15 protein-coding genes are annotated in these 19,906 nt (G+C 72.3%); 9 read left to right on the top strand and 6 right to left on the bottom strand.

All coding sequences use genetic code 11. From position 1 onward, the window contains the following. Positions 1-1,161, top strand: a complete 1,161-nt coding sequence (locus AB0H32_RS04835; RefSeq protein WP_361114248.1) for a hypothetical protein — start codon at positions 1-3, stop codon at positions 1,159-1,161. 50 nt (positions 1,162-1,211) lie between these two features. Here the strand turns inward: AB0H32_RS04835 and AB0H32_RS04830 are convergent, their stop codons facing one another. Further along, positions 1,212-4,538: a S8 family serine peptidase gene (locus tag AB0H32_RS04830; protein ID WP_361114245.1), complete on the bottom strand. Its 3,327-nt coding sequence runs from the start codon at positions 4,536-4,538 to the stop codon at positions 1,212-1,214. A gap of 165 nt (positions 4,539-4,703) precedes the next feature. Then, positions 4,704-5,246: a CGNR zinc finger domain-containing protein gene (locus tag AB0H32_RS04825; RefSeq protein ID WP_361114242.1), complete on the bottom strand. Its 543-nt coding sequence runs from the start codon at positions 5,244-5,246 to the stop codon at positions 4,704-4,706. A gap of 122 nt (positions 5,247-5,368) precedes the next feature. Here AB0H32_RS04825 and AB0H32_RS04820 point away from each other — a divergent pair, with 122 nt between their 5' ends. From AB0H32_RS04820 to AB0H32_RS04790, 7 genes are all read left to right on the top strand, one after another. Next, a complete protein-coding gene (locus AB0H32_RS04820) occupies positions 5,369-5,821 on the top strand; it encodes a VOC family protein (protein ID WP_361114239.1) in 453 nt (150 codons plus the stop codon). Positions 5,822-5,823: 2 nt separating this feature from the next. Next, positions 5,824-6,708 (top strand): pyridoxamine 5'-phosphate oxidase family protein, encoded by an 885-nt coding sequence (locus tag AB0H32_RS04815; protein WP_361114236.1) that lies wholly within the window; start codon positions 5,824-5,826, stop codon positions 6,706-6,708. A 9-nt stretch (positions 6,709-6,717) separates the two neighbouring features. Continuing rightward, complete coding sequence (locus tag AB0H32_RS04810) at positions 6,718-7,206, top strand: NUDIX hydrolase (RefSeq protein ID WP_361114233.1); 489 nt, start codon at positions 6,718-6,720, stop codon at positions 7,204-7,206. 200 nt (positions 7,207-7,406) lie between these two features. Next, on the top strand, positions 7,407-9,158 hold the full coding sequence (locus AB0H32_RS04805) for a TIGR03767 family metallophosphoesterase (RefSeq protein ID WP_361114230.1): 1,752 nt from the start codon (positions 7,407-7,409) through the stop codon (positions 9,156-9,158). A 94-nt stretch (positions 9,159-9,252) separates the two neighbouring features. Next, complete coding sequence (locus AB0H32_RS04800; RefSeq protein WP_361114227.1) at positions 9,253-10,398, top strand: serine hydrolase domain-containing protein; 1,146 nt, start codon at positions 9,253-9,255, stop codon at positions 10,396-10,398. Between the two features lie 151 nt (positions 10,399-10,549). Next, complete coding sequence (locus AB0H32_RS04795; protein ID WP_361114319.1) at positions 10,550-11,743, top strand: glycosyltransferase; 1,194 nt, start codon at positions 10,550-10,552, stop codon at positions 11,741-11,743. Positions 11,744-11,846: 103 nt separating this feature from the next. After that, on the top strand, positions 11,847-12,707 hold the full coding sequence (locus tag AB0H32_RS04790) for a hypothetical protein (protein ID WP_361114316.1): 861 nt from the start codon (positions 11,847-11,849) through the stop codon (positions 12,705-12,707). A 14-nt stretch (positions 12,708-12,721) separates the two neighbouring features. Here the strand turns inward: AB0H32_RS04790 and AB0H32_RS04785 are convergent, their stop codons facing one another. The 3 genes from AB0H32_RS04785 to pepN form a co-directional block, all read right to left on the bottom strand. Continuing rightward, on the bottom strand, positions 12,722-13,531 hold the full coding sequence (locus AB0H32_RS04785; protein ID WP_361114224.1) for an SGNH/GDSL hydrolase family protein: 810 nt from the start codon (positions 13,529-13,531) through the stop codon (positions 12,722-12,724). Between the two features lie 176 nt (positions 13,532-13,707). Further along, positions 13,708-14,745 (bottom strand): hypothetical protein, encoded by a 1,038-nt coding sequence (locus tag AB0H32_RS04780; protein ID WP_361114221.1) that lies wholly within the window; start codon positions 14,743-14,745, stop codon positions 13,708-13,710. Positions 14,746-14,952: 207 nt separating this feature from the next. Next, positions 14,953-17,532, bottom strand: a complete 2,580-nt coding sequence (pepN, locus tag AB0H32_RS04775; protein ID WP_361114218.1) for an aminopeptidase N — start codon at positions 17,530-17,532, stop codon at positions 14,953-14,955. A gap of 138 nt (positions 17,533-17,670) precedes the next feature. Here pepN and AB0H32_RS04770 point away from each other — a divergent pair, with 138 nt between their 5' ends. Beyond that, positions 17,671-18,336 (top strand): DsbA family protein, encoded by a 666-nt coding sequence (locus AB0H32_RS04770; protein ID WP_361114215.1) that lies wholly within the window; start codon positions 17,671-17,673, stop codon positions 18,334-18,336. Positions 18,337-18,374: 38 nt separating this feature from the next. Here the strand turns inward: AB0H32_RS04770 and AB0H32_RS04765 are convergent, their stop codons facing one another. Continuing rightward, the gene (locus AB0H32_RS04765) at positions 18,375-19,802 is read right to left on the bottom strand and encodes an FGGY-family carbohydrate kinase (RefSeq protein WP_361114212.1); all 1,428 of its coding nucleotides are present in this window, start codon (positions 19,800-19,802) and stop codon (positions 18,375-18,377) included. Between the last annotated feature and the right edge of the window lie 104 nt (positions 19,803-19,906).

Genomic DNA, 19,906 nt, shown 5'->3' with positions numbered 1-19,906 from the left:
ATGACCGCCCAGCACGAGGGCGCGGCGGGCGCCGGGGGCCGTGAGGAGGCCGGGGAGCTCGGCGGCATGGACGCGCTGCTGGCCGCGATCACGGGCGAGCCGCTGTCGCAGGAGGCCCGGCGGGACACGGCTTTCCTGGCCGCACACCGGTCGGCCGAGGCCGACATGGCGGTGCTGCGGGAGCAGCTGACGTGGCTCGCGGAGGCGCTGACCGGGGAGCTGCTGCCCGCGAACGAAGCGGGAGGACCGGGAGCAGGAGAACCGGAAGCGGGAGGACCGGAAGCAGCAGGGCAGGAGGCGGAACGGCACGGAGCGCAAGGGAAGGCAGCCGACGGGAAGGCAGTCGACGGGAAGGCAGTCGACGGGCCGGACGCGGACGGGGCTTCGGGTGTCAGCGAGGCGCCGGCGGCGACCGGGAAGCCGGCGACCGGTGAGTCCGGGGGAGCAGGGGAAACCGGAGGCACCGAAGAAACCGGAGGAATCGGGGGAACCGGAGGCACCGAGGGAACCGGGGGAGCCAGGGGAGGCGTTCCCCGGACGCGCAGTGTGACCCGTCCCGTCGGTCCCGCGCGCCCCGCCCGTCCGCCGCGTCCGGGCCGTCCGTCCGGACCGCGCCGGGCCCTGCGCATCGCCCTCGGGTCGCTCGCGGCCGGCGGCGCGTTCGCGATGGCCGCGGGGTTCGGCTGGCTCGTCACGCACTCCTCGGGGGGCGACATGAAGGGCGGCAGCTCCGCGGACAGCGCGAACAGTGCGGCCAAGGGTGCCGAGAACGCTCCGGCCAAGGTCTCCGGGGACGAGGGCCGGCCCGCCGACCCCGCCCTGGTCCTCGCCTGCTACCGGACGGTCGTGGAGGGCACCGTGGCCGAGGCGCAGCCACAGCCCGACAGCCCCTGGATCCGGATCGTGCTGAGCGTGAACCGCTCCTACAAGCCCGCCCGCACACCGGCCGAGGTCACCTTCGTCCTCGACGAGGGAGCCGAACCCGCCCCGCGCAAGGGACAGCACGTGCTCGTCGGGATCGGCCAGGGCCAGGACAACGCCGGCCTGTGGGCCGTCGGCGATGCCCGCGTGGCCGTCAACCGGGCCTGGATCACCGAGACGCTGCCCGAGGCCCGGCGCACCACGTGCCCGTCCGGCGAGGCGCCGACCGACAAGCCGTGAGGGGCGGAGATCCCCCCGGACCTCCGCCCCCCCCGCCTCGGTTCACCGCGTCACGGCGTGACCTTCTCGATCTTGACGCTGCCGATGCCCGCGACCGTGCCGCGCGCGTTCACCAGCTGGACCTGCCCGAAGAACTCACGGCCCGCCGGAGCCTCGGCGGCGGCCGTGACCTGGCCGGTCACCGTGGCCGAGTCGCCCGTGCCGAGCTTGACCGGGGCCGAGTCGTCGACCGTGACGGTGCCGAGCGTGGGGGAGAAGAACACGTCCCGGTAGTCGTACGCGGTCGAGCCGGACGGGACCGAGTAGCCCACGACCTTGATCGTGTAGGTGCCGGCGGCCGGGGACGGGACGGAGACCGCCTCCTCCGAGTCGCCGTCCGCGGACTGCGCGACCTGCTTGCCGGTCGCGTCGTACACGGTCAGGTCGAGGTCGGCGGCCGCGTCGGAGACGCCCCCGATGGCCACGTCCAGGGACTTGGCGCCGGCCGGGACGTCCACCGTGGTGGTCTGCGTCTCGCCCTCCTTGAGCGACGGGCGGGCCGTCCTGGCGGAGCCCAGCGGGCCGCCGGTCAGCCTGCCGTCGAGGGCCGCGTAGTGGTTGGTCACCTTCCAGGAGGCGGCGGCCGGGGTGCCCACCTTGGCCTCGGGCACGGTCACGGTCTCGGGGTCGAAAGCCGCGCCGAGGACGGAGACGTCCAGCGTGTAGGGGTTGTCGAGCAGCGGCGAGGTGCGGCGCGCCTCGACCTCGACCTCCCAGACGCCGGGCTGCGGGTCGGCGTAGGACCGCACGTCGGGCTTGCAGCCGTTGCCGTCCAGGTAGTTGACGTAGCAGTACGGGGTGCCGGTGTTGTCGACCGGAGTGCCGTACGGGTGGATCGCGATGAACCGGGTCTGGCTCTTGTCCTTCAGCCCGCCGAGCGCGACCTCCAGGGACTTGGCGCCCTCGGGCACGGTCAGGAAGTACGACCGCGTGCTGTTGCGCTGCACCGAACCCGACGCCGCGTAGGTGTGGTGGACCGGAGCGGAGACCACGACCGTGGTGAGGATCTGCTTGTCGACGCCCTCGGTCCGCGGGTCGTCGACCTCCAGGATCGCGCTCTTGATGCCGGCCGACCGCGGGGCCGCCTGGACCTTGACGGTCACGGGCTGGTTCAGCGGCAGCCTGACGACGTCGTCACCGAGGACGCGGAAGGTTCCGCCGGCGTTGTTCTCGAAGTGCAGCTCGTGCCGGACCGCCTTGTCCGGGCCGGACGTACGGGTGAGGGTGACGTCGTACGTCTTCTTCTCGCCCGCCTTCAGGCCGCCCTCGCGGTCGTACAGGCCGGTGCCGGAGCCCGGGGTCTTGAGCGCCTGGTCGAGTGCGGTGTCGACCGGGGCCTTGACGGTGTACTCGTGCGAGGCCGCGTCGTCGCGGATCGCGTCCCACGCGTCCACGACGTTGATGCGGCCCGCGCCCTCCTCGTAGGCCTGCACGCCCTTGATGTGGTCGGCCGTCGAGGTCAGAGCCGTGCGCAGCGTCGCGGGCGTCAGGTCGATGCCCTTCTGCTTCGCGGCGCTCAGCAGCAGCGCGCTCGCGCCCGTGGCCTGTGGGGAGGCCATCGAGGTGCCCTGGAGCATCGAGTAGCCGGCCGGCAGCGAGTAGCCCGCCTCGGCGACCGGGGAGCCGGGCAGCCAGGTCTGGGTGGTGTTGATCGCGGCGCCGGGCGCGACCAGGGTCGGTGTGAAGCCACCGTCCTCCCGCGGGCCGCGCGAGGAGAAGGGCATCATCTGGTACTGCTTGTCCACCTGCGAGCCGTAGTTGGCGGCCCACGTCTGCCGGGAGATGCCCGCGCCGACCGAGATCACCTTGTCCGCGAGGCCGGGGTCGCCGATGGTGTTGGCGCCGGGGCCGGAGTTGCCCGCGGAGATGACCAGCTGGACGCCGTAGGTGTCGATGAGCCGGGTGTACAGCTCGGCGCGCGCGTTGTTGCCGTCGTTCAGTGCGGGCAGGCCGCCGATCGACATGTTGACGATGTCGACGCCCCGGTTGGCGACCAGGTCGATCATGCCCTCGGTGAGCGCGACGTTGGTGCAGCCGCCGGTCCAGGTGCAGGCACGGGAGGAGACGATCTTCGCGCCGGGGGCGGCGCCGTTCATCTTCCCGCCGAACAGGCCGTTGGCGGAGGTGATGCCGGCCACGTGGGTGCCGTGCTCGGACTCGATGACGCCGATGTTGACGAAGTCGGCCTTCTTGCCGGTCCAGTCCCCGCCGTACGGGTCCATCGGCACGTCCTTGCGGATCTGCACGACGAACGGCACGCGCTCCACGACGTCGGTCTTCGGGTCGTCGGTGCCGAAGTAGCCGACCTGGTAACCGTCCTTGTACGGCTTCATCGGGGTGTCGTCGGTGAAGTCGTGGTTGTTGTTCAGGTCGAGGGTGACCGTGCCGGCCGCCGGGTCGTACAGGACGCCCCAGCTGTCGGTGGTGTCGCCGTCCCGGTTGAGGTCGCCCTTCTCGTCGCCGCCGGTGGTGGCGGACTCCTTGAAGGTGCTGATCTGGTACGAGCCGGCCGGCGCCGTCCAGGTCTGGCCGCCGTAGCCGAAGCTCGGGCCGGAGACCGCGGTGACCATGGGGCGCCAGGTGGCGTCGCCGTCCACGATCGGGTCGGTCGCGGTCACCCAGTCGACGATCTTGCGCTCGCCGGTGGTGGTCTTCTGCAGCGCCGGGTGGCCGAGGTCGACGCCGGAGTCGAGGATGCCGATGGTGACGCCCCGGCCGTCCGCCTTCGGGTGCTCCTCGACGAAGTCGACGGCACCGGTCTCGAAGGACGGGTTGTACGGGTTCTCGGCGGGGGTGTTCTTGTCCGGCCCGCCGGAGGCGGCCCTGCCCGACGGGGACTTCGTGCCGTTCGGCGTCGGGTCGTCCAGCTGGATCTCCTGGCGCAGGTCGATCGCGTGCACCGAGGAGAGCTTGGCGGCGGCGGCGATGGCCGAGTCCGCCCTGCCGGTGGGGACGGTGGCCCGGACATAGCCGAGCCTGTCGTAGGTCCGGCCCACCGAGCCGCCCCTGACCGCGTCCAGTTCCCTGGCGACCTGTTCGGTCTGCCCCGGCGCGGTCGCGATCATCATCGTGACGTTCTTGTCGCCGTCCGCCTTGGCCTCGGCGAGCAGGTCGGCGTCGTCCGAACCCAGCTTGTTCCGGGCGGACTTGACGCCGGGGTCGGTGGCCGTGGCCGGTGGGGGCACCTCCCGCGCGTTGAGCAGTGGGGGAGTGTCCGCGGCGAGGGCCAGGGGTATCGGCCCGGCCGCGGAGAGAGCGGCCACCACGCCCACGGCCACGGCTATGCGGGCCAGGCGTCTCGGACCGGGTATCGGATCACGCTCGGGGGTGAGGGTCATCGGCATCCCTTGTAGGTGAAATGTGCTGTGCCGGACGAGGGCACAGCTTCACCCAAGGGATGGGATTTTGGGGACCGTTGACCGAAACGATATCGATGTATGGGGAAAACCCGCGATGGGTTTTGACCGGCTAACGCCTGAATGGTTGCGGATTCGCCGGTTCGCTCAGCTCTCCTTGGAGCGGGCGTAATGCCGGGACGCCTTGGCGCGGTTGCCGCACGCGGCCATGGAGCACCAGCGGCGGGTGCCGTTCCTGGACGTGTCGTAGAAGTGCAGGACGCATGTCTCGTGGGCGCAGGAACGGATCCGGTCCGGGGCCTCGGTGAGCAGCTCGAGGTAGTTGCGGGCGGCCAGCCAGGCCGGCTCCCAGGACGGGTCGGCGAACTCGGGCTCCTCGGCCGCGCCCTCGGCGGTCAGCCGGGCCCGGATGCGCCCGTGCGCGAGGACGGCGTCGACGAGCGGCGCCGCTTCGGCCGGTGATCCGTCCACCGCGGTCTTGAGCGCCTCGCGCGCCTCCCGCAGATGGCGCAGCGTGCCCTCGTCGCCCGCGTGGGCGACGTCCAGTCCGTTGGTGGCCAGCCACACGGCCAGCCCCTCGGTGTCGGCGAGCAGGTCCTGGGTGGCGCCCTCGCGGTTCCACCGGGTGTTGAGCAGGTCGAGGGCGAGGGGCTCGCCGGTGAGCGGGCGGGGGTCGCGGACGGCGGACATGGGCACTCCTTCTCGGCTAACCGTTCAAGAGTACGTGACCGGTTGACGCTCTCGCCCCTAACCTTCTAATGTGGCTTACGTCGGTTAGAGAGCCCGTGAAGGGCAGCCCGAAGGGGAGAGTCATGACCTTGCGCACCGGCCACACCGGCCTGAACGTCACCGATCTGGACCGCTCGCTCGCCTTCTACCGGGACGTCCTGGGCTTCGCGCTGCTCGCCGAGGGCAAGGAGGACGGCCGCCGGTACGCCTTCCTGGGCGAGCGGGACGGTGAGGGCGGGCCCGTCCTCACCCTCTGGCAGCAGGCGCAGGAGTCGTACGACGGCGGCCGGGCCGGACTGCACCACCTGGCCTTCGCGGCCGGCTCGATGGACCGGGTCCGGGAGTACGAGACGGTGCTGCGCGGTGCCGGGGTGGAGTTCCACCACGACGGCGTGGTCGCCCACGGGGAGGGCGCCGGTTCGGGCGGGATCTTCTTCCACGACCCCGACGGCACCCGCCTGGAGATCTCCGCACCCCTGGGCTCCGAGCAGGCCCCGGCCCCGCACGCCTCCGCTCCGACCTGCGGCTTCTTCTAGTCATGGGTGGGTATCACGCGGGCTCGCGCGCTCTGCAGGACCTGGTCGGGGTGCGCGAGCGCGCCGACCACGTCGGCCGCTCCCTCGGCCAGGACATCAAACCGGTCGCGGCGGCCTTCCTCGGCATCCAGCCCCTGCTGGTCGTGGGCGCGGCAGATCCCGGCACCGGCCGGGTGTGGGCCTCGCCGCTCGCGGGCCCACCCGGCTTCGTGCGGGCCACCGGGCCCCGGCAGATGTCCGTCGCGGGAGGGTCGCCCCCGGCCGACCCGCTCACGGCGGCCCTGGCCACCCCGGGCACCCCCGTCGGCACCATCGCCCTCGACCCGCGCACCCGCCGTCGCATGCGCCTCAACGGCCGGCTGCGGCCGACGGCAAGGGGCTTCGCCGTCACGGCGGACCAGGTGTTCTCCAACTGCCCGAAGTACATCCAGCGCCGGGAGGGCTACGAGACCGTGGACCGGACGCCGGGCAAGCCCCGTCGGGGCGGCGAACTGACCGCGCAGCAGCGGGAGTTCATCGCGGCGGCCGACACCTTCTTCCTGGCCACGGTCCACGGCCACGGCGCCGACGTCAGCCACCGCGGCGGCAACCCCGGCTTCGTCCGGGCCGTCTCGGCCCGCACACTGACCTGGCCCGACTACCCGGGCAACGCCATGTTCCTCACCCTGGGCAATCTGCGCACCGACCCCCGCGCCGGAGTGCTCTTCCTGGACTGGACGAGCGGCACCGCCCTCCAACTCACCGGAGAGGCGCACACCGCGTTCGGACCCGACGGCGAACGGACGGTCCGCTTCGCCGTCACCGAGGTGCTGGAGACGCCGGCCGCCGTTCCCCTGCGCTGGTCGGCACTGGAATATTCGCCCGCCAACCCGGAGCCCGCGCGCTAACGTCCGTCCATGCGACGGAAGCTGAGGGTGGCGGCCTACGCCGTGTGCGTCCGCGACGGACAGATCCTGCTCGCCCGGTCCCCGGCCCCCGACGGCACCCCCGAGTGGGTCCTGCCGGGCGGCGGCATGGAGCACGGCGAGGACCCGTACGACACCGTCCGCCGCGAGGTGACCGAGGAGACCGGCTACCGCATCCGGGTGACCAATCTGCTCGGCGTGGACACCAGCAGCCGGGTCTTCCGCGGCGGACGCCTGCGCCGCCTCGGTGACCACCAGGGCCTGCGGATCCTCTACGAGGGCGAGATCGCCGGCGGCGAACTCCGCAACGAGGTCGGCGGCTCCACCGACCTCGCCGCCTGGCAGGCGCTGGACGCCCTGTCCGGCCTGAACCGGGTGCGGCTGGTCGACGTGGCGCTGCGGCTGTGGCGCGAGCGCCCGGCGGACGGACATCTGGCCCCGGAAACCCGTCCCCTACCCCAGGAGATGAACGAGGAGTAACCGGCCTCCGGCCACTCGCAATCCACTCCATGACCGCAACCCCTACCCCGAGATCCACGTACGGTGATCGGCGCTGCGCGTTGCCGCCGCGTTCACGCGCAGGTCATCCCCGGTGCCAACCATCCAGAGCGAGCGGGGCGTTCGCGCCTGCGACGGCCCGCGACCACAGCCGACGCGTTCGCACTCGGGGAGATCGCGCCATGTCGCGCATACGCTCTGTCGCCACCTCCGCTCTGGGGGTCCACCGCCGTACCGTCCTCGCCGCCGCCGGAGCGGTCTCGCTCTCCGCGGGCGTCGGCTACGTCCTGCGCCCGACCGACAGCGAGGCCACCACCACCGCCGAGGCGCCCGTCGCCCAGTCCCGGCGGGCCGCGGCGGCGAGCCCGCTCGCCCCCTACACCAAGGGCACCACCCTCGCCTCCGTCGCGGCCCCCCGCAACAGCTCCGGCTACCGCCGCCTCGGCGACGGCCCGGGCTGGAAGCGGGTCGTGCGCAGCGAGCTGGCCGCCCCCAAGTCGGGCCGCGCGGGCCGCCGTACGACGCTCGCCGCGTTCGTGCAGTTCACCGACCTGCACCTGATGGACGTTCAGCACCCGCTGCGCCTGGAGTTCCTGCGCTCCGCCGACCCGCACGCCTGGCGCCCGCACGAGGCGCTGACCGTGCCGGGCGCCATCTCGCTCGTCGAGCGGGTCAACGCGCTGCACGGCGCCCCCGTCACCGGCGCCCCGCTGCACTTCGTCATGACCACCGGCGACAACACCGACAACAACGCCCACTCCGAACTGGAGTGGTTCATGAAGGTGATGAGCGGCGGCCGGATCACACCCAACAGCGGGGACCCGCGGCACTACGAGGGCGTGCAGAACAGCGGCCTCAAGCTGTACTGGCAGCCCGACTCCACCGCCCGCGACGGCGACAAGGCGCTCGGCTTCCCGCACCTGAAGGGCTTCCTGGCCGCCGCGATCCGGGAGGTGCAGAGCCCCGGCCTCAACCTGCCCTGGTACTCCACCGTCGGCAACCACGACGCCCTCCCGCTCGGCTGCTACGGCTCCCACGGCGACCGCTACCTCGCCGAGGCGGCCATCGGCGGCAAGAAGCTGATGAACGTCACCGCCGCCGAGGCCAAGAAGCTCCAGGACGCCATCAAGAACGCCACGGACCCCAAGGGCGTCGGCTACCGCGACTTCCTCAAGGCGCACGCCCGCTCGACGCACTCGGTCACCCCGGACGAGAAGCGGGCCCCGTACACCTGCGCGGACTATCTGAAGGCCCACCTGGACCCCGCCCACCAGGGCCACGGCCCGGTCGGCCACGGCTACTCCTCGGCGAACCTGGATGCGGGCACCCAGTACTACGCCTTCCGCATCTCCGACGACGTCATCGGCATCAGCCTCGACACCACCGACGCCGGCGGCCACTACGAGGGCTCCATCGGCACCGCCCAGCTGGCGTGGCTGGAGAAGACGCTCAAGGACAACAAGGACTCCTACGCCGTCGTCTTCAGCCACCACACCAGCAAGACGATGACCAACACCCGCCCCGACCCGGCCCGCCCCGGCGAGCGCCGCCACGACGGCGCCGAGGTGATCTCGGTCCTCGCCTCCCACGGCAACGTGCTGGCCTGGGTGAACGGGCACATCCACAAGAACGTCATCACCCCGCACAAGGCCTCCGGCGGCCGCTCCTTCTGGGAGATCTCCACCGCCTCGCACGTCGACTACCCCCAGCTCGCCCGGGTCATCGAGCTGGTGGACAACAAGGACGGCACGCTCTCCGTCTTCACCACCCTGATCGAGTCGGCGGCCCCGCACCGCACCGACTTCGCCGACCTCTCCCAGACCGGCCTCGCCGCTCTCTACCGCGAGCTGTCCTACAACGCCCCCGGCGCCAGCAAGACCCTCGCGGGCAACGCGGACGACCGGAACACGGAGCTGGTGCTGAAGAAGGGCTGATAGTCACTCAACCGGGCTACAAGCTCGCAACCTTCGCACACCGCCACCAGTCCCTCATCCCGACCGAACCGAACGGCACAGTTGGGGGAAAGGCATGCGTGTACGGACGACCCTGGTGGGCGCGACCGTCCTGCTCCTCACGGCCGCCGTGGCGGGCCCGGCCTTCGCGGCCGGCCCCGCCCCGGGCGACCGCGAAGGCAACGGCCACCCGGCCACCCGCCGCGCGATCGAGGCGGCGGTCCGGGCCGGCGTGCCCGGGGTGACCGCCACCGTGAAGGACGCCCACGGCACCTGGTCCGCGACCGCCGGCGTGGGCGACCTGCACACGGGCAGGCAGCGCTCCACGGCCGACCGCTACCGGGTCGGCAGCATCACCAAGACCTTCGTCTCCACCGTCCTGCTCCAGCTGGAGGCGGAGGGCCGGCTGTCCCTGGACGACACGGTGGACCACTGGCTGCCCGGAGTGGTGCGGGGCCATGGTCACGACGGCCGGAGGATCACCGTCCGGCAGCTCCTCAACCACACCAGCGGCATCTACAACTACACGGCCGACGACGACTTCGCCCGCACCTACTTCACCAAGGACGGCTTCTTCGCGCACCGCTACGACACGCGTGCCCCGCTCGACCTGGTGGCGATCGCGACGAAGCACGAGCCGGACTTCGCGCCCGGCACGTCCTGGAAGTACTCCAACACCAACTACGTCGTGGCCGGCATGGTGATCCAGAAGGTGACGGGGCATTCGTACGCCACGGAGATCACCCGCCGCATCATCGACCCCCTGCACCTCACGGCCACCTCCCTCCCCGGTACCCGGGTCACGGTCCCGCGGCCCAGCAGCCGCGCCTACTCGAAATTCACGGACCCGACGGGCCCGACGTACGACGCCACGAACCTCAATCCGTCCATCGCCTCCGCGGCCGGGGAATTGATCTCGGATTCCGCGGACCTCGATCGTTTCTACAGCTCCCTGCTGCGCGGGAAACTCCTTCCGCCCGAGCAGCTGAAGGAAATGAAGACCACCGTGAAGACCGGCGGTACCCCGAACACGGGCTACGGTCTCGGGCTCATCGACACCGCGCTGACCTGTGGTGTTCATGTCTGGGGCCACGACGGCGGCATCCATGGCTCCCAGTCCGCGGCGGTGGCGACGGCAGACGGCCGCCATGCGCTGGCGCTGAATTTCAACGGGGACTGGACCGGGGACGCACTCGCCGTGATCGAAAAGGAATTCTGTTAGGCAACGTTTCATGCGCGTAGTTCTGCGTTAACTCGTACGTAATGTCCGTACCGCCTCATATCGGCTAACCCGCTGTTGACGGGGATGGCTCGATCTTCTCGATCATTTATGCAAGGCGGGTGGTCGTGTGCGTATGAGGCACGGACTGCGAGTGCTGTCGGTCTACGAGGGTTTCTTCTCCGGAGGGGCCCGGATCGTGCACAGCGACGTCGTACTGGGACTGGCCGAGGGCGGCCAGTCCCACCAGGTGCTCAGCATCCACGGAGAGGTCCACCGCGAGGCCACCCGGCAGCGGATGGAGGACGACCCCTGCTACCGGTCGCTCACGGGCGGCGGCGTGGGGGTCGCGTCACTGGGGCGCACCGCGGGCCTGGTGGACGGATCGGTCGCGGCGTCCGTTTTCAGCGGACCGGAGCTGGCCGAAACGGCACGGGCCATGGCCGCGGCCGATGTGATCCTCTCCCTCAAGGAACAGCCGCTCGCCCTCCTGAACCAGGGCGGCCTGCCGCGCCGCCCGGTCGTGGTCGGCCTGCACCGCTCCGACCCCGAGAACCAGGGACCCGCCCTGGACGAGCTGAAGGCCGCGATCTCCGACGGCACGGTGGTCGCGTGCGTGTGCTGCGCCGAGTCGACCCGGGCGGCGTACCGGGCGGCGGGCATTCCGGACGAGGTGCTGCACGTCATTCCCAACGGCGTGGACCTGCTCCGCTTCCGTCCGGACGCGGCGGCACGGCTGGCGTTCCGCGCCCGTCTGGGCATCCCGGCCCCTGCGCCGGTGATCGTCTTCGCGGCCCGCTACGCCACGATGAAGAACGTCCCGCTCTTCCTCCGTGCCGCCCGTGCCTACCTCGCCCGCGAGCCCGAGGGCCACGTCCTGATGTGCGGCGCGGGCATGAACGACACGAACCCGGCCCTGTGGGCCGACATCGAGGTCGCGTTCGGCGCGGACCGGCACCTTGCGGAAAGGATCCGCCTCCTCGGCGTGCGCCGCGACATGGAGACCGTCTACGCCGGCGCCGACGTCGTCGCCCTGACCTCGGCCTCCGGGGAGGCGGCGCCGCTGTGCCTGATCGAGGGGATGATGTGCGGCGCCGTCCCCGTGACCACGGACGTGGGCGACAGCGCGGAGATCGTCCGGGGTCACGGCTTCGTGACCCCGCAGGACCCGCAGGCCATCGCCCTGGCCTGGACGGCTGCGGTCGCCGGCCGCGCCGAGTTCGCCCCGGCGCTGGCGGCGAGCCGCGAACGCTTCAGCCGTACGCGCATGATCGCGGCCTACGCCGCGCTGCTCGACGGCGTCCACATGGAGGCCGCGCGCCTGCCGACGCTGCCCGAGCCGCTGTAGCGGGGGCGGGCGGGAGGCCCGGGCGGCGTCCTTCGCTACGGTGACCCCCGCGCCCTGAACCGGTCCCGGGCGACGTCGATGCTGTGGGGGAGATCGAGTGCTCGTGCGACCAGGCGGAAGACGGGGCGCGGTCGCCGTGCTCTGGGCCGTTGCCGTGCTGCTTCTCGGGGCGTGCGGGAAACAGGTGGCCGGCGCGACGGACGGGGCCTCGCCGCTGCCCTGGACGACGGAAGAGCCCTCCGGCGTCACGGGAGCACGCCTCGGCGCCGACGGCCGCACGCTGAGCCTCGGCACCCGGGTGCCCGGCGGGGCACACGCCTGTGTGAAGGACCTCAAGGCCGTGGTCACGGACCGTGTGAACGGCGCCGTGCGGGTGCAGATCACCTTCGTCTCGCCCGACGGGGACAGACGCTCCGGGTGCACCCGGGAGAAGCCGGCCACGGCGCGGGTGCGGCTGCCCGGGCCGCTCGGCGAGCAGGACCTGATCGTCGACCACGACACGCACTTCACCCTCGACGGCGCGAGGCCGCCCGCGCTGCGGCTGTGCGGGCCGCTCGGCTGCCACCCGCCGGCCACCGGCTGTACCGCCGGCTCCTACGACCAGGCGTTGACGGCGGTCGACGCGCCCCGGCACACGTACCGGGACGCGCAGCGGTGCGACGGGAAATGGCTGGTGCTGGACTTCTCCTGGCGCACGGGACCGGCCTGTGACGACACCTCGGATCCCGCCTGCTCGTCGGCGCTGGGCGACCGCTGGTTCTTCCGGGCCGGGAAGTCCGGGTGGGAGCCGGTCCTCGAGAGCGTGCGGGGAGGCTGCCGGGACGTGCAGCGCAAGGAGCCCGGGTTCCCGGCCGCGCTGTGCGGGACGCTGGCCCCGCTGCCCGCCAGGCTGCACCCCAGCTACCCCCCGCCGTCCGCCTCGCCCCCCGCCCCGCCGTCGGTGTCACCCTCTGCCGCGCCGTAGGCGCGCGGCGGGCTTCAGGACGCGCGGGTGAGAGCCGGGAGGTAGCCGAGGGACTGCCCGGGCGCGTTGGGGTGGTACGACTCGGTGATCGCCAGCACGTCGACGCTGTGCAGCCAGGGACTGGCGGAACAGATCTCATGGCCGGCGAAGGCGGCGGTGACATCGGCGAAGGTGAATCCGTGGGCGGCGGCGCGCCGGGCGATCACCTCGTTGAGGTGGTCCACGGCGTCGTTGACGGCGGCCCGCTCGGAGTCCGCGAGGCCCAGCGCACAGCTGCCCCTGAGCCGGTACAGATGCGGATAGCCGAGCACCACGACGTGTGCGGCGGGCGCCCTGTCCCTGACGGCCGAGTAGAGACGGTCGAGGTTGTCCCGCAGGGGCCCGTCCATGGCGGCGCGGGTGCCGGAGACCGCGGACAGGCACCGGGTGGTGCCGCCCAGCGCGCAGGTCGTCATGGCGCCGGAGAAGCCGGCGTCGGCGCCGCCCGCGGTGAGGGTGACCAGGCCGGTGGTCGGGCCGAGCGGACCGAGCTGGTCGTCCAGGACGTCGGTCGCGCGGGCGCCGTTGCAGGCGACGAAGCTGAAGGACGACGGCGCATGGGCCTCGGCCCACAGGACGGGGTAGGCGTGGCTGCTGCGCTTGCAGCCCTTGTCCGGGGGCAGGTAGTCGCCGGCTCCGGCACCGGAGGAGTAGGAGTCACCGAGGGCCACATACCCGGCGGCCTCGGTCCGGGGCGCCGTCTGTGCCGTCGCGGGGTCGGCGAAGGCGCAGGCGGCCGCGAGGAGGAGGGAGGCCGCGCCCGTCGCTGTTCGGGACTGTCTCATGAGTCTCCTGTACCGCGGCCCCGACCGGCCCCGCCCGCCGTGCTGGTCCGCCCGGGTGACCCCTCACCCGGGCGGCGCAGCAGAAGTTGCCCGACGGCGCCACGCATGAGGAGGGGCCACCGGTGTCCGGCCCGGTGGCCCCTCCTCTCCCCTCCTGGTGCTCCCTCGGTCCGTCACTACCGGGGCAGCACCACGACGTAAGCGGCCGGATCGCGGTCCCCCGACGCCATCAGCGCCGTACGGATCACCGCCGCCTGCTGCGCCAGGGACGCCCTGAGCTTGCGGGGGGTGATGTAGACGACCGTGATCCCCAGGCGTTCCAGGTGCTCCCGCTTGCGGGCGTATTCCGACCACAGCGCGTCCTCGTCCTGGCGCGGCGCCCGCGTGTCCAGCTCCACCGCCACGGCCTGGTCCGGCCAGTAGGCGTCCACGCCGCCCAGGTGGGGGCCGCCGGGCAGGCGCAGGTCCACGTTCCAGACCGGGTCGGGCAGGCCGTACTCGCGGACCATCCGGAACAGCCGGTCCTCCGCGATCGCCCGGCCCTCGGCCAGCAGCGAGTCCACCGCGTCCACCACGTGCGGCCGGGTCAGCAGCTTTGCCGCGGTCAACTCCCGTACCACCGCGGCGGGTTCGCAGTGCCCGGCGCGCACCGCCTCCGTCAGCAGACGCCGTACCGCACCCGCGTCGGTCAGCTCCGCCACCGCGTCCGCCAGCGCGCGCGGCACCGGCGCCACCGGAAGTCCGGTCACCGCCCGGGGAGTCGGCAGGGAGGAGGTGCGCAGGACCCGCACGTACCCGGCCGAGCGCAGCCGGCGCATGCGCGGGACCAGGACGTCGACGTGGTCCAGGGACAGCAGCGGCGGGGTGGACGAGAAGCCGTACAGGGTCAGGGCCGCCAGGCCCGTGATCACCGCCTCCGCGTACACCGGTCGGTGCGGGTCCTCGGCGGTGGGCTGGGACGGCACGCCCGGCGTCGTCTCGCGCGCCGCGTACAGCATCGCGCCGTGGAGCCGCTCCTCGCTGGTCGGCGGGCCGGGGTGGAGCAGGATCACGTTCGGCAGGAGAAGCTGCCAGGGGCCGCCGGGGCGGCAGTGTTCGGCCAGTTCGGCGGAGGTCACGCCGTGCGAGCGGAGCTGAGCCGCCGTCAGGACGCGGCGGTGGACCTCGGAGAGGTGGCGCAGGGGGCGGGGGGAGAGCGGGGTGTTGTGCGTCATGGCCACGAACTTCCCGCGCTTCGTCCCGCCTTTAACCGCTGTTACAGGGCCGTCGATGAATGCGGACAAGGTGGTACTAAAGGACGGGTGTTCGGGTGTCGAGTAGGCAGCGAAAACCCCTGGTCCGATCGGGTGCGGACCAGGGGTTACGGCTCCTATTGCCTGAATTCCGTAACGGTCACGGGAGCGGCGACCTCAGGCCAAGGCTCAGGCGTCGGCCGCCGCCGCGTCGCACACCTGTCCGCGCAGCGACCGCGCCAGGTCGTCCCGCGCCTCCAGCACGAGCCGGCGCAGTGCCGGAGCCGCGTCCGCGTGGGACGTGAGCCACGCGTCCGCCCCGTCCAGCGTCTCCTGCCGGTCCTGGAAGGAGGGGAACAGGCCCCGCACGACATCCATGCCGATCTGGATCGACCGCTCCTGCCACAACCGCGCGATCGCGGCGAAGTACTTCTCGGCGTACGGCGCCGTCAGCTCCCGCTGCGAGGGCTGGCCGAAGCCCGCGATCGTCGCCTCCACCAGCGCGTTCGACAGGCTGTCGGACTCCACCACCTGCGCCCACGCCTGGGCCTTGACCGTCGGCGAGGGGCGCGCGGCCAGGCAGCGGACCTGGTGCCGCTTGCCGGACGCCGTGTCGTCACGGGCCAGTTCGGCCGCGAGGACGGACTCGTCGGCCACTCCGTGGGCCGCCAGCGGCTCCAGGAAGGACCAGCGCAGCTCCTGGTCCACTTCCAGGCCCTCGATCGTCTCCGTGCCGTCCAGCAGGTCCTTCAGCAGCGCGAGGTCCGCCTCGCGGGAGGCGACCGTAGCGAGGAAACGCGCCCAGGCCAGCTGGTGTTCGCTGCCGGCCCGTGCCGCCCGCAGCTCCCGCAGCGCACCCTCGGCGAGCAGTTCCTCGCCCGTCGCCCGCCATGCGGGAGCCGCGTAGTGCATCAGCGCCGAGTTCGCCCACGCGTGCAGCATCTGCAGCACACCGATGTCGGATTCCCGGCCCCCGAACCGCAGCACCAGATCCACGAAGTCCCGCGCCGGCAGCAGCGCGTCCCGGGTCATGTTCCACAGCGCCGACCAGCACAGCGCGCGGGCCAGCGGGTCGGTCAGCGCGCCCAGGTGCGCCCGCAGGGTGGCCAGCGACGTCTCGTCGAAGCGGATCTTGCAGTAGGTCAGGTCGTCGTCGTTGACCAGCACCAGCTCCGGGGCCTCGGCCCCGGCCAGGTCCGCCACGACCGTGCGCGGACCCTCGACGTCGGTCTCCACGCGTGCGTAGCGCTCCAGCGCGCCCTCGGGGGTGCGGCGGTACAGGCCCACCGCGATCCGGTGCGGGCGCTCCTCCGGGTACGCCTCCGGCGCCTCCTGCACCACCGCCAGCTCGGCGACGCGGCCCCCGGCGTCCAGCAGCACCTGCGGGGTCAGCGAGTTCACCCCGGCCGTCTGCAGCCAGGAGTGCGCCCACGCCGTCATGTCCCGGCCGCTGGTCTCCGCCAGCACCGACAGCAGGTCGCCCAGGCGTGTGTTGCCGTACGCGTTGCGCTTGAAGTAGCGGCGGGCGCCCTCCAGGAAGGCCTCCTCGCCCACGTACGCCACCAGCTGCTTCAGCACGGAGGCGCCCTTGGCGTACGTGATGCCGTCGAAGTTGAGCTTCGCGTCCTGCAGGTCGCGGATGTCGGCCGTGACCGGGTGCGTGGAGGGCAGCTGGTCCGCGCGGTAGGCCCAGGCCTTGCGGCGGTTGGCGAAGGTGATCCAGGCGTCGGTGAAGCGGGTCGCGCCGACGTTCGCGAACGTGCCCATGAAGTCCGCGAAGGACTCCTTCAGCCACAGGTCGTCCCACCACTCCATGGTGACCAGGTCGCCGAACCACATGTGCGCCATCTCGTGCAGGACGACGTTGGCCCGCGCCTCGTAGGACGCCTGCGTCACCTTGCCGCGGAAGATGTACTCCTCACGGAAGGTGACCAGACCGGGGTTCTCCATCGCGCCCAGGTTGTACTCGGGCACGAACGCCTGGTCGTACTTCCCGAACGGGTACGGGTAGTCGAAGTGGCCGTGGAAGAAGTCCAGGCCCTGCTTGGTGACCAGGAAGACGTCGTCGGCGTCGAAGTAGGGCGCGAGCCCCTTGCGGCACAGGGCGCCGAGCGGGATCTCCAGCTTCGTCCCGTCCTCGAAGGTCCGCTCGTAGGAGTCCGTCACGTAGTGGTACGGGCCCGCCACGACGCACGTGATGTACGTCGAGATCGGCTTCGTCTCCGCGAACCGCCACACTCCGTCGGCGAGTTCGCCCGCGCCGTTGCTCCACACCGTCCAGCCCTCGGGCGCCTGCACCTCGAAGCGGTAGGGAGCCTTGAGGTCCGGCTGCTCGAAGTTCGCGAAGACGCGGCGGGCGTCGGCCGGCTCGTACTGCGTGTAGAGGTAGACCTCGTCGTCCTCGGGGTCCACGAAGCGGTGCATGCCCTCGCCGGTGCGGGAGTAGGCGCACCGGGCGTCGACCGTCAGCTCGTTCTCCGCGGCCAGGTCCTCCAGGACGATCCGGGAGCCGTCGAAGACCTCGCCGGGGTTCAGGTCCTTCCCGTTGAGCGTGATAGAGGTCACGCTCGGTGCGATCAGGTCGGCGAAGCTCGCGGCGCCCGGCTCGTTGCAGCGGAACCTGATCGTGGTCACCGAGCGGAACGTGCGTGGCTCCCCGCCCCCGTCGCCGACGGCGGAGCGCAGGTCCAGCGCCACCTCGTACCCGTCCACGGACAGCAGAGCGGCCCGCTCCCGGGCCTCGTCGCGGGTCAGATTCTCACCGGGCACCGGCGGCACTCCCTCGTGGTCGCTTGGAACGTGTGAACAGGACCGATCCTGCCATGCGCCCCTGACGCGGGGCAGTAGGGAATGGGGATGCGAGGGGCGATGTTGAGCCTTCAAAAGAACGTCTCGCCGAGGAGAAGCATGTCCGAGACCGTGACCACCCCGTCCGGCAAGACCCCCGTGGACTTCTGGTTCGACCCGCTGTGCCCCTGGGCCTGGATGACCTCCCGCTGGGTGCTGGAGGTCGAGAAGGTCCGGGACATCGAGGTCCGCTGGCACATCATGAGCCTTGCCGTCCTCAACGAGAACAAGCTGGACGAGCTGCCCGAGGAGTACCGGGAGATGCTCGCCACCAAGGCCTGGCAGCCGGTGCGCGTGGTGACCGCCGCCTGGCAGAAGCACGGCGAGGACGTCCTGGGCCCGCTGTACACCGCGCTCGGCACCCGCATCCACAACAACGGCGAGGGCGCGACCCTGGAGGCCGTCGCCGGCGCGCTCGCGGACGTCGGCCTGCCCGCCGAGCTGATCGACTACGCCGAGCAGAAGGACTTCGAGTTCGACGCCGAACTGCGCGCCTCCCACAAGGAGGGCATCGACAAGGTCGGCCAGGACGTCGGCACCCCGGTCATCGCGGTGCCGGGCGACGACGGCGAGCAGATCGCCTTCTTCGGCCCCGTCGTCACCCCCGCCCCGAAGGGCGAGGAGGCGGCCCGCCTGTGGGACGGCACCCTCGCGGTCGCCTCCGTCCCGGGCTTCTACGAGATCAAGCGGACCCGCACCAAGGGCCCCGACTTCAGCAACCTGTAAGCCGTCCGGCACGTCTGCAGGTCCCCGGACGGGCCCGGTCAGCGCCGGGCCCGTTCCCGTGCCCCGGCCAGCCGCTCCAGGTGCTCCTCGTACCCCTTCGCGTAGTACGCCGCCCGTGCCGCGTCCGGCTCCACCACCAGCGTCGGCTCGGTCCAGGCCGCCGCATCCAGGGTGACGCCGCAGCGCTCGGCCGCCGCCAGCACCGCGCCCCGCGCGCCCACCTCGCCCCCGGCCACCCGCAGCGGACGGCCCAGGACATCGGCCAGCAACCGCATCCAGGCGGGGCTGCGGGTGCCGCCGCCGCACACCGCGAGCGAACCGGTCAGACCCGCCGCCGCCAGGCAGTGCCGGGCCGCGTACCCGATGCCCTCGCAGGTGGCGCGGATCAGATCGGCGGGCGTCGACTCAAGGCAGACACCGGTGAGTTCGGCGCGCAGCCCGGGCTCCACGAAGGGGGCCCGCTCACCGGAGGGCGCGAAGTACGGCAGCACCCGCACCCCGTGTGCGCCGGGCGGCGTGGCGGCCAGCAGGGCATCGACCTCCGGATACCGCACGCCCGTGGTGCGCAGCACCCAGTCCAGGGCCGCCGTGCCGACCATCGCGGGCATCGCGCGCAGCCAGTGGCCGGGCCGGTCGGTGGAGATGTACAGACCGGCCGGTTCACCGCCGAGGTCCAGCTCCGTCGTCGCGACCAGGCCGGCCAGACAGGTGCCGACGATCAGCAGGCCGTCCCCGGGTGCGGTGACGCCCGCGCCGAGCGCACAGGCGGGCAGGTCGTACGGGCCGTTCGCGACCCGGGTGCCGGGCGGCAGGCCCGCGCCGCACGCCTCGGCCGTCGCCACCGGGTCGGCCACCGGGGCGAGCAGCCTGCGGCGGTGGGCCAGCCCGAGCAGCTCCACGGCCCCGTTGTCGTACGACCGGGTGCGCGGGTCCAGGAACGGCATCGACGCGTCCGACACGTCCGTCACCGCGCGGGCCCCGCCGGTCAGCCGCTGGAAGACCATGTCCTTGCAGTAGACGGCCGCGGCGGCCGCGTCCAGCGACGCCGGCTCGTGCCGGTCCAGCCAGGCCAGCAGCGGGCCCGGACAGCCGGGGAACATGGCGCTGCCGGTGCGCCGGAAGACGGTCTCGAAGGTGCCGTCCGCCAGCCACCGGTCCACCAGGTCGTGGGCCCGGCCGTCCATCCAGGACAGCGCGGGCCGTACCGGGCGGCCCGCCGCGTCCACCAGCCACACCCCGTCGCCCTGCCCGGTCAGCCCGGCCAGCTCCACCGGCTGGGGCACCCGCGCGGTCACCGCCTCCAGCACGGCGAGGACGGCCGCGTACACCTCCTCCATGTCCTGCTCCACGGCTCCCTCGCGCAGATCGAGCCCCACCGGCCGCGCCTCGACGGCCAGTTCACGGCCGGCGGCGTCGAAGGCGGCGGCCTTCACCATGGACGTGCCCGCATCGATCCCGACGTACATCACACCTCCCCTTTTGATCGGCTCGTTCACCTTTGGTGCGCTCCCGCCGGTGGCGGGAGCCCGACCGTGCTCAGCCCTTCGGGCCTCCGCGCTCCCCCACGCTC

The organism is Streptomyces sp. NPDC020362 (genome assembly GCF_040642095.1).
Taxonomy (GTDB): domain Bacteria; phylum Actinomycetota; class Actinomycetes; order Streptomycetales; family Streptomycetaceae; genus Streptomyces.
Note: the sequence above shows the minus strand (reverse complement) of the source record. Positions and strands in the feature narration are given on the sequence as shown.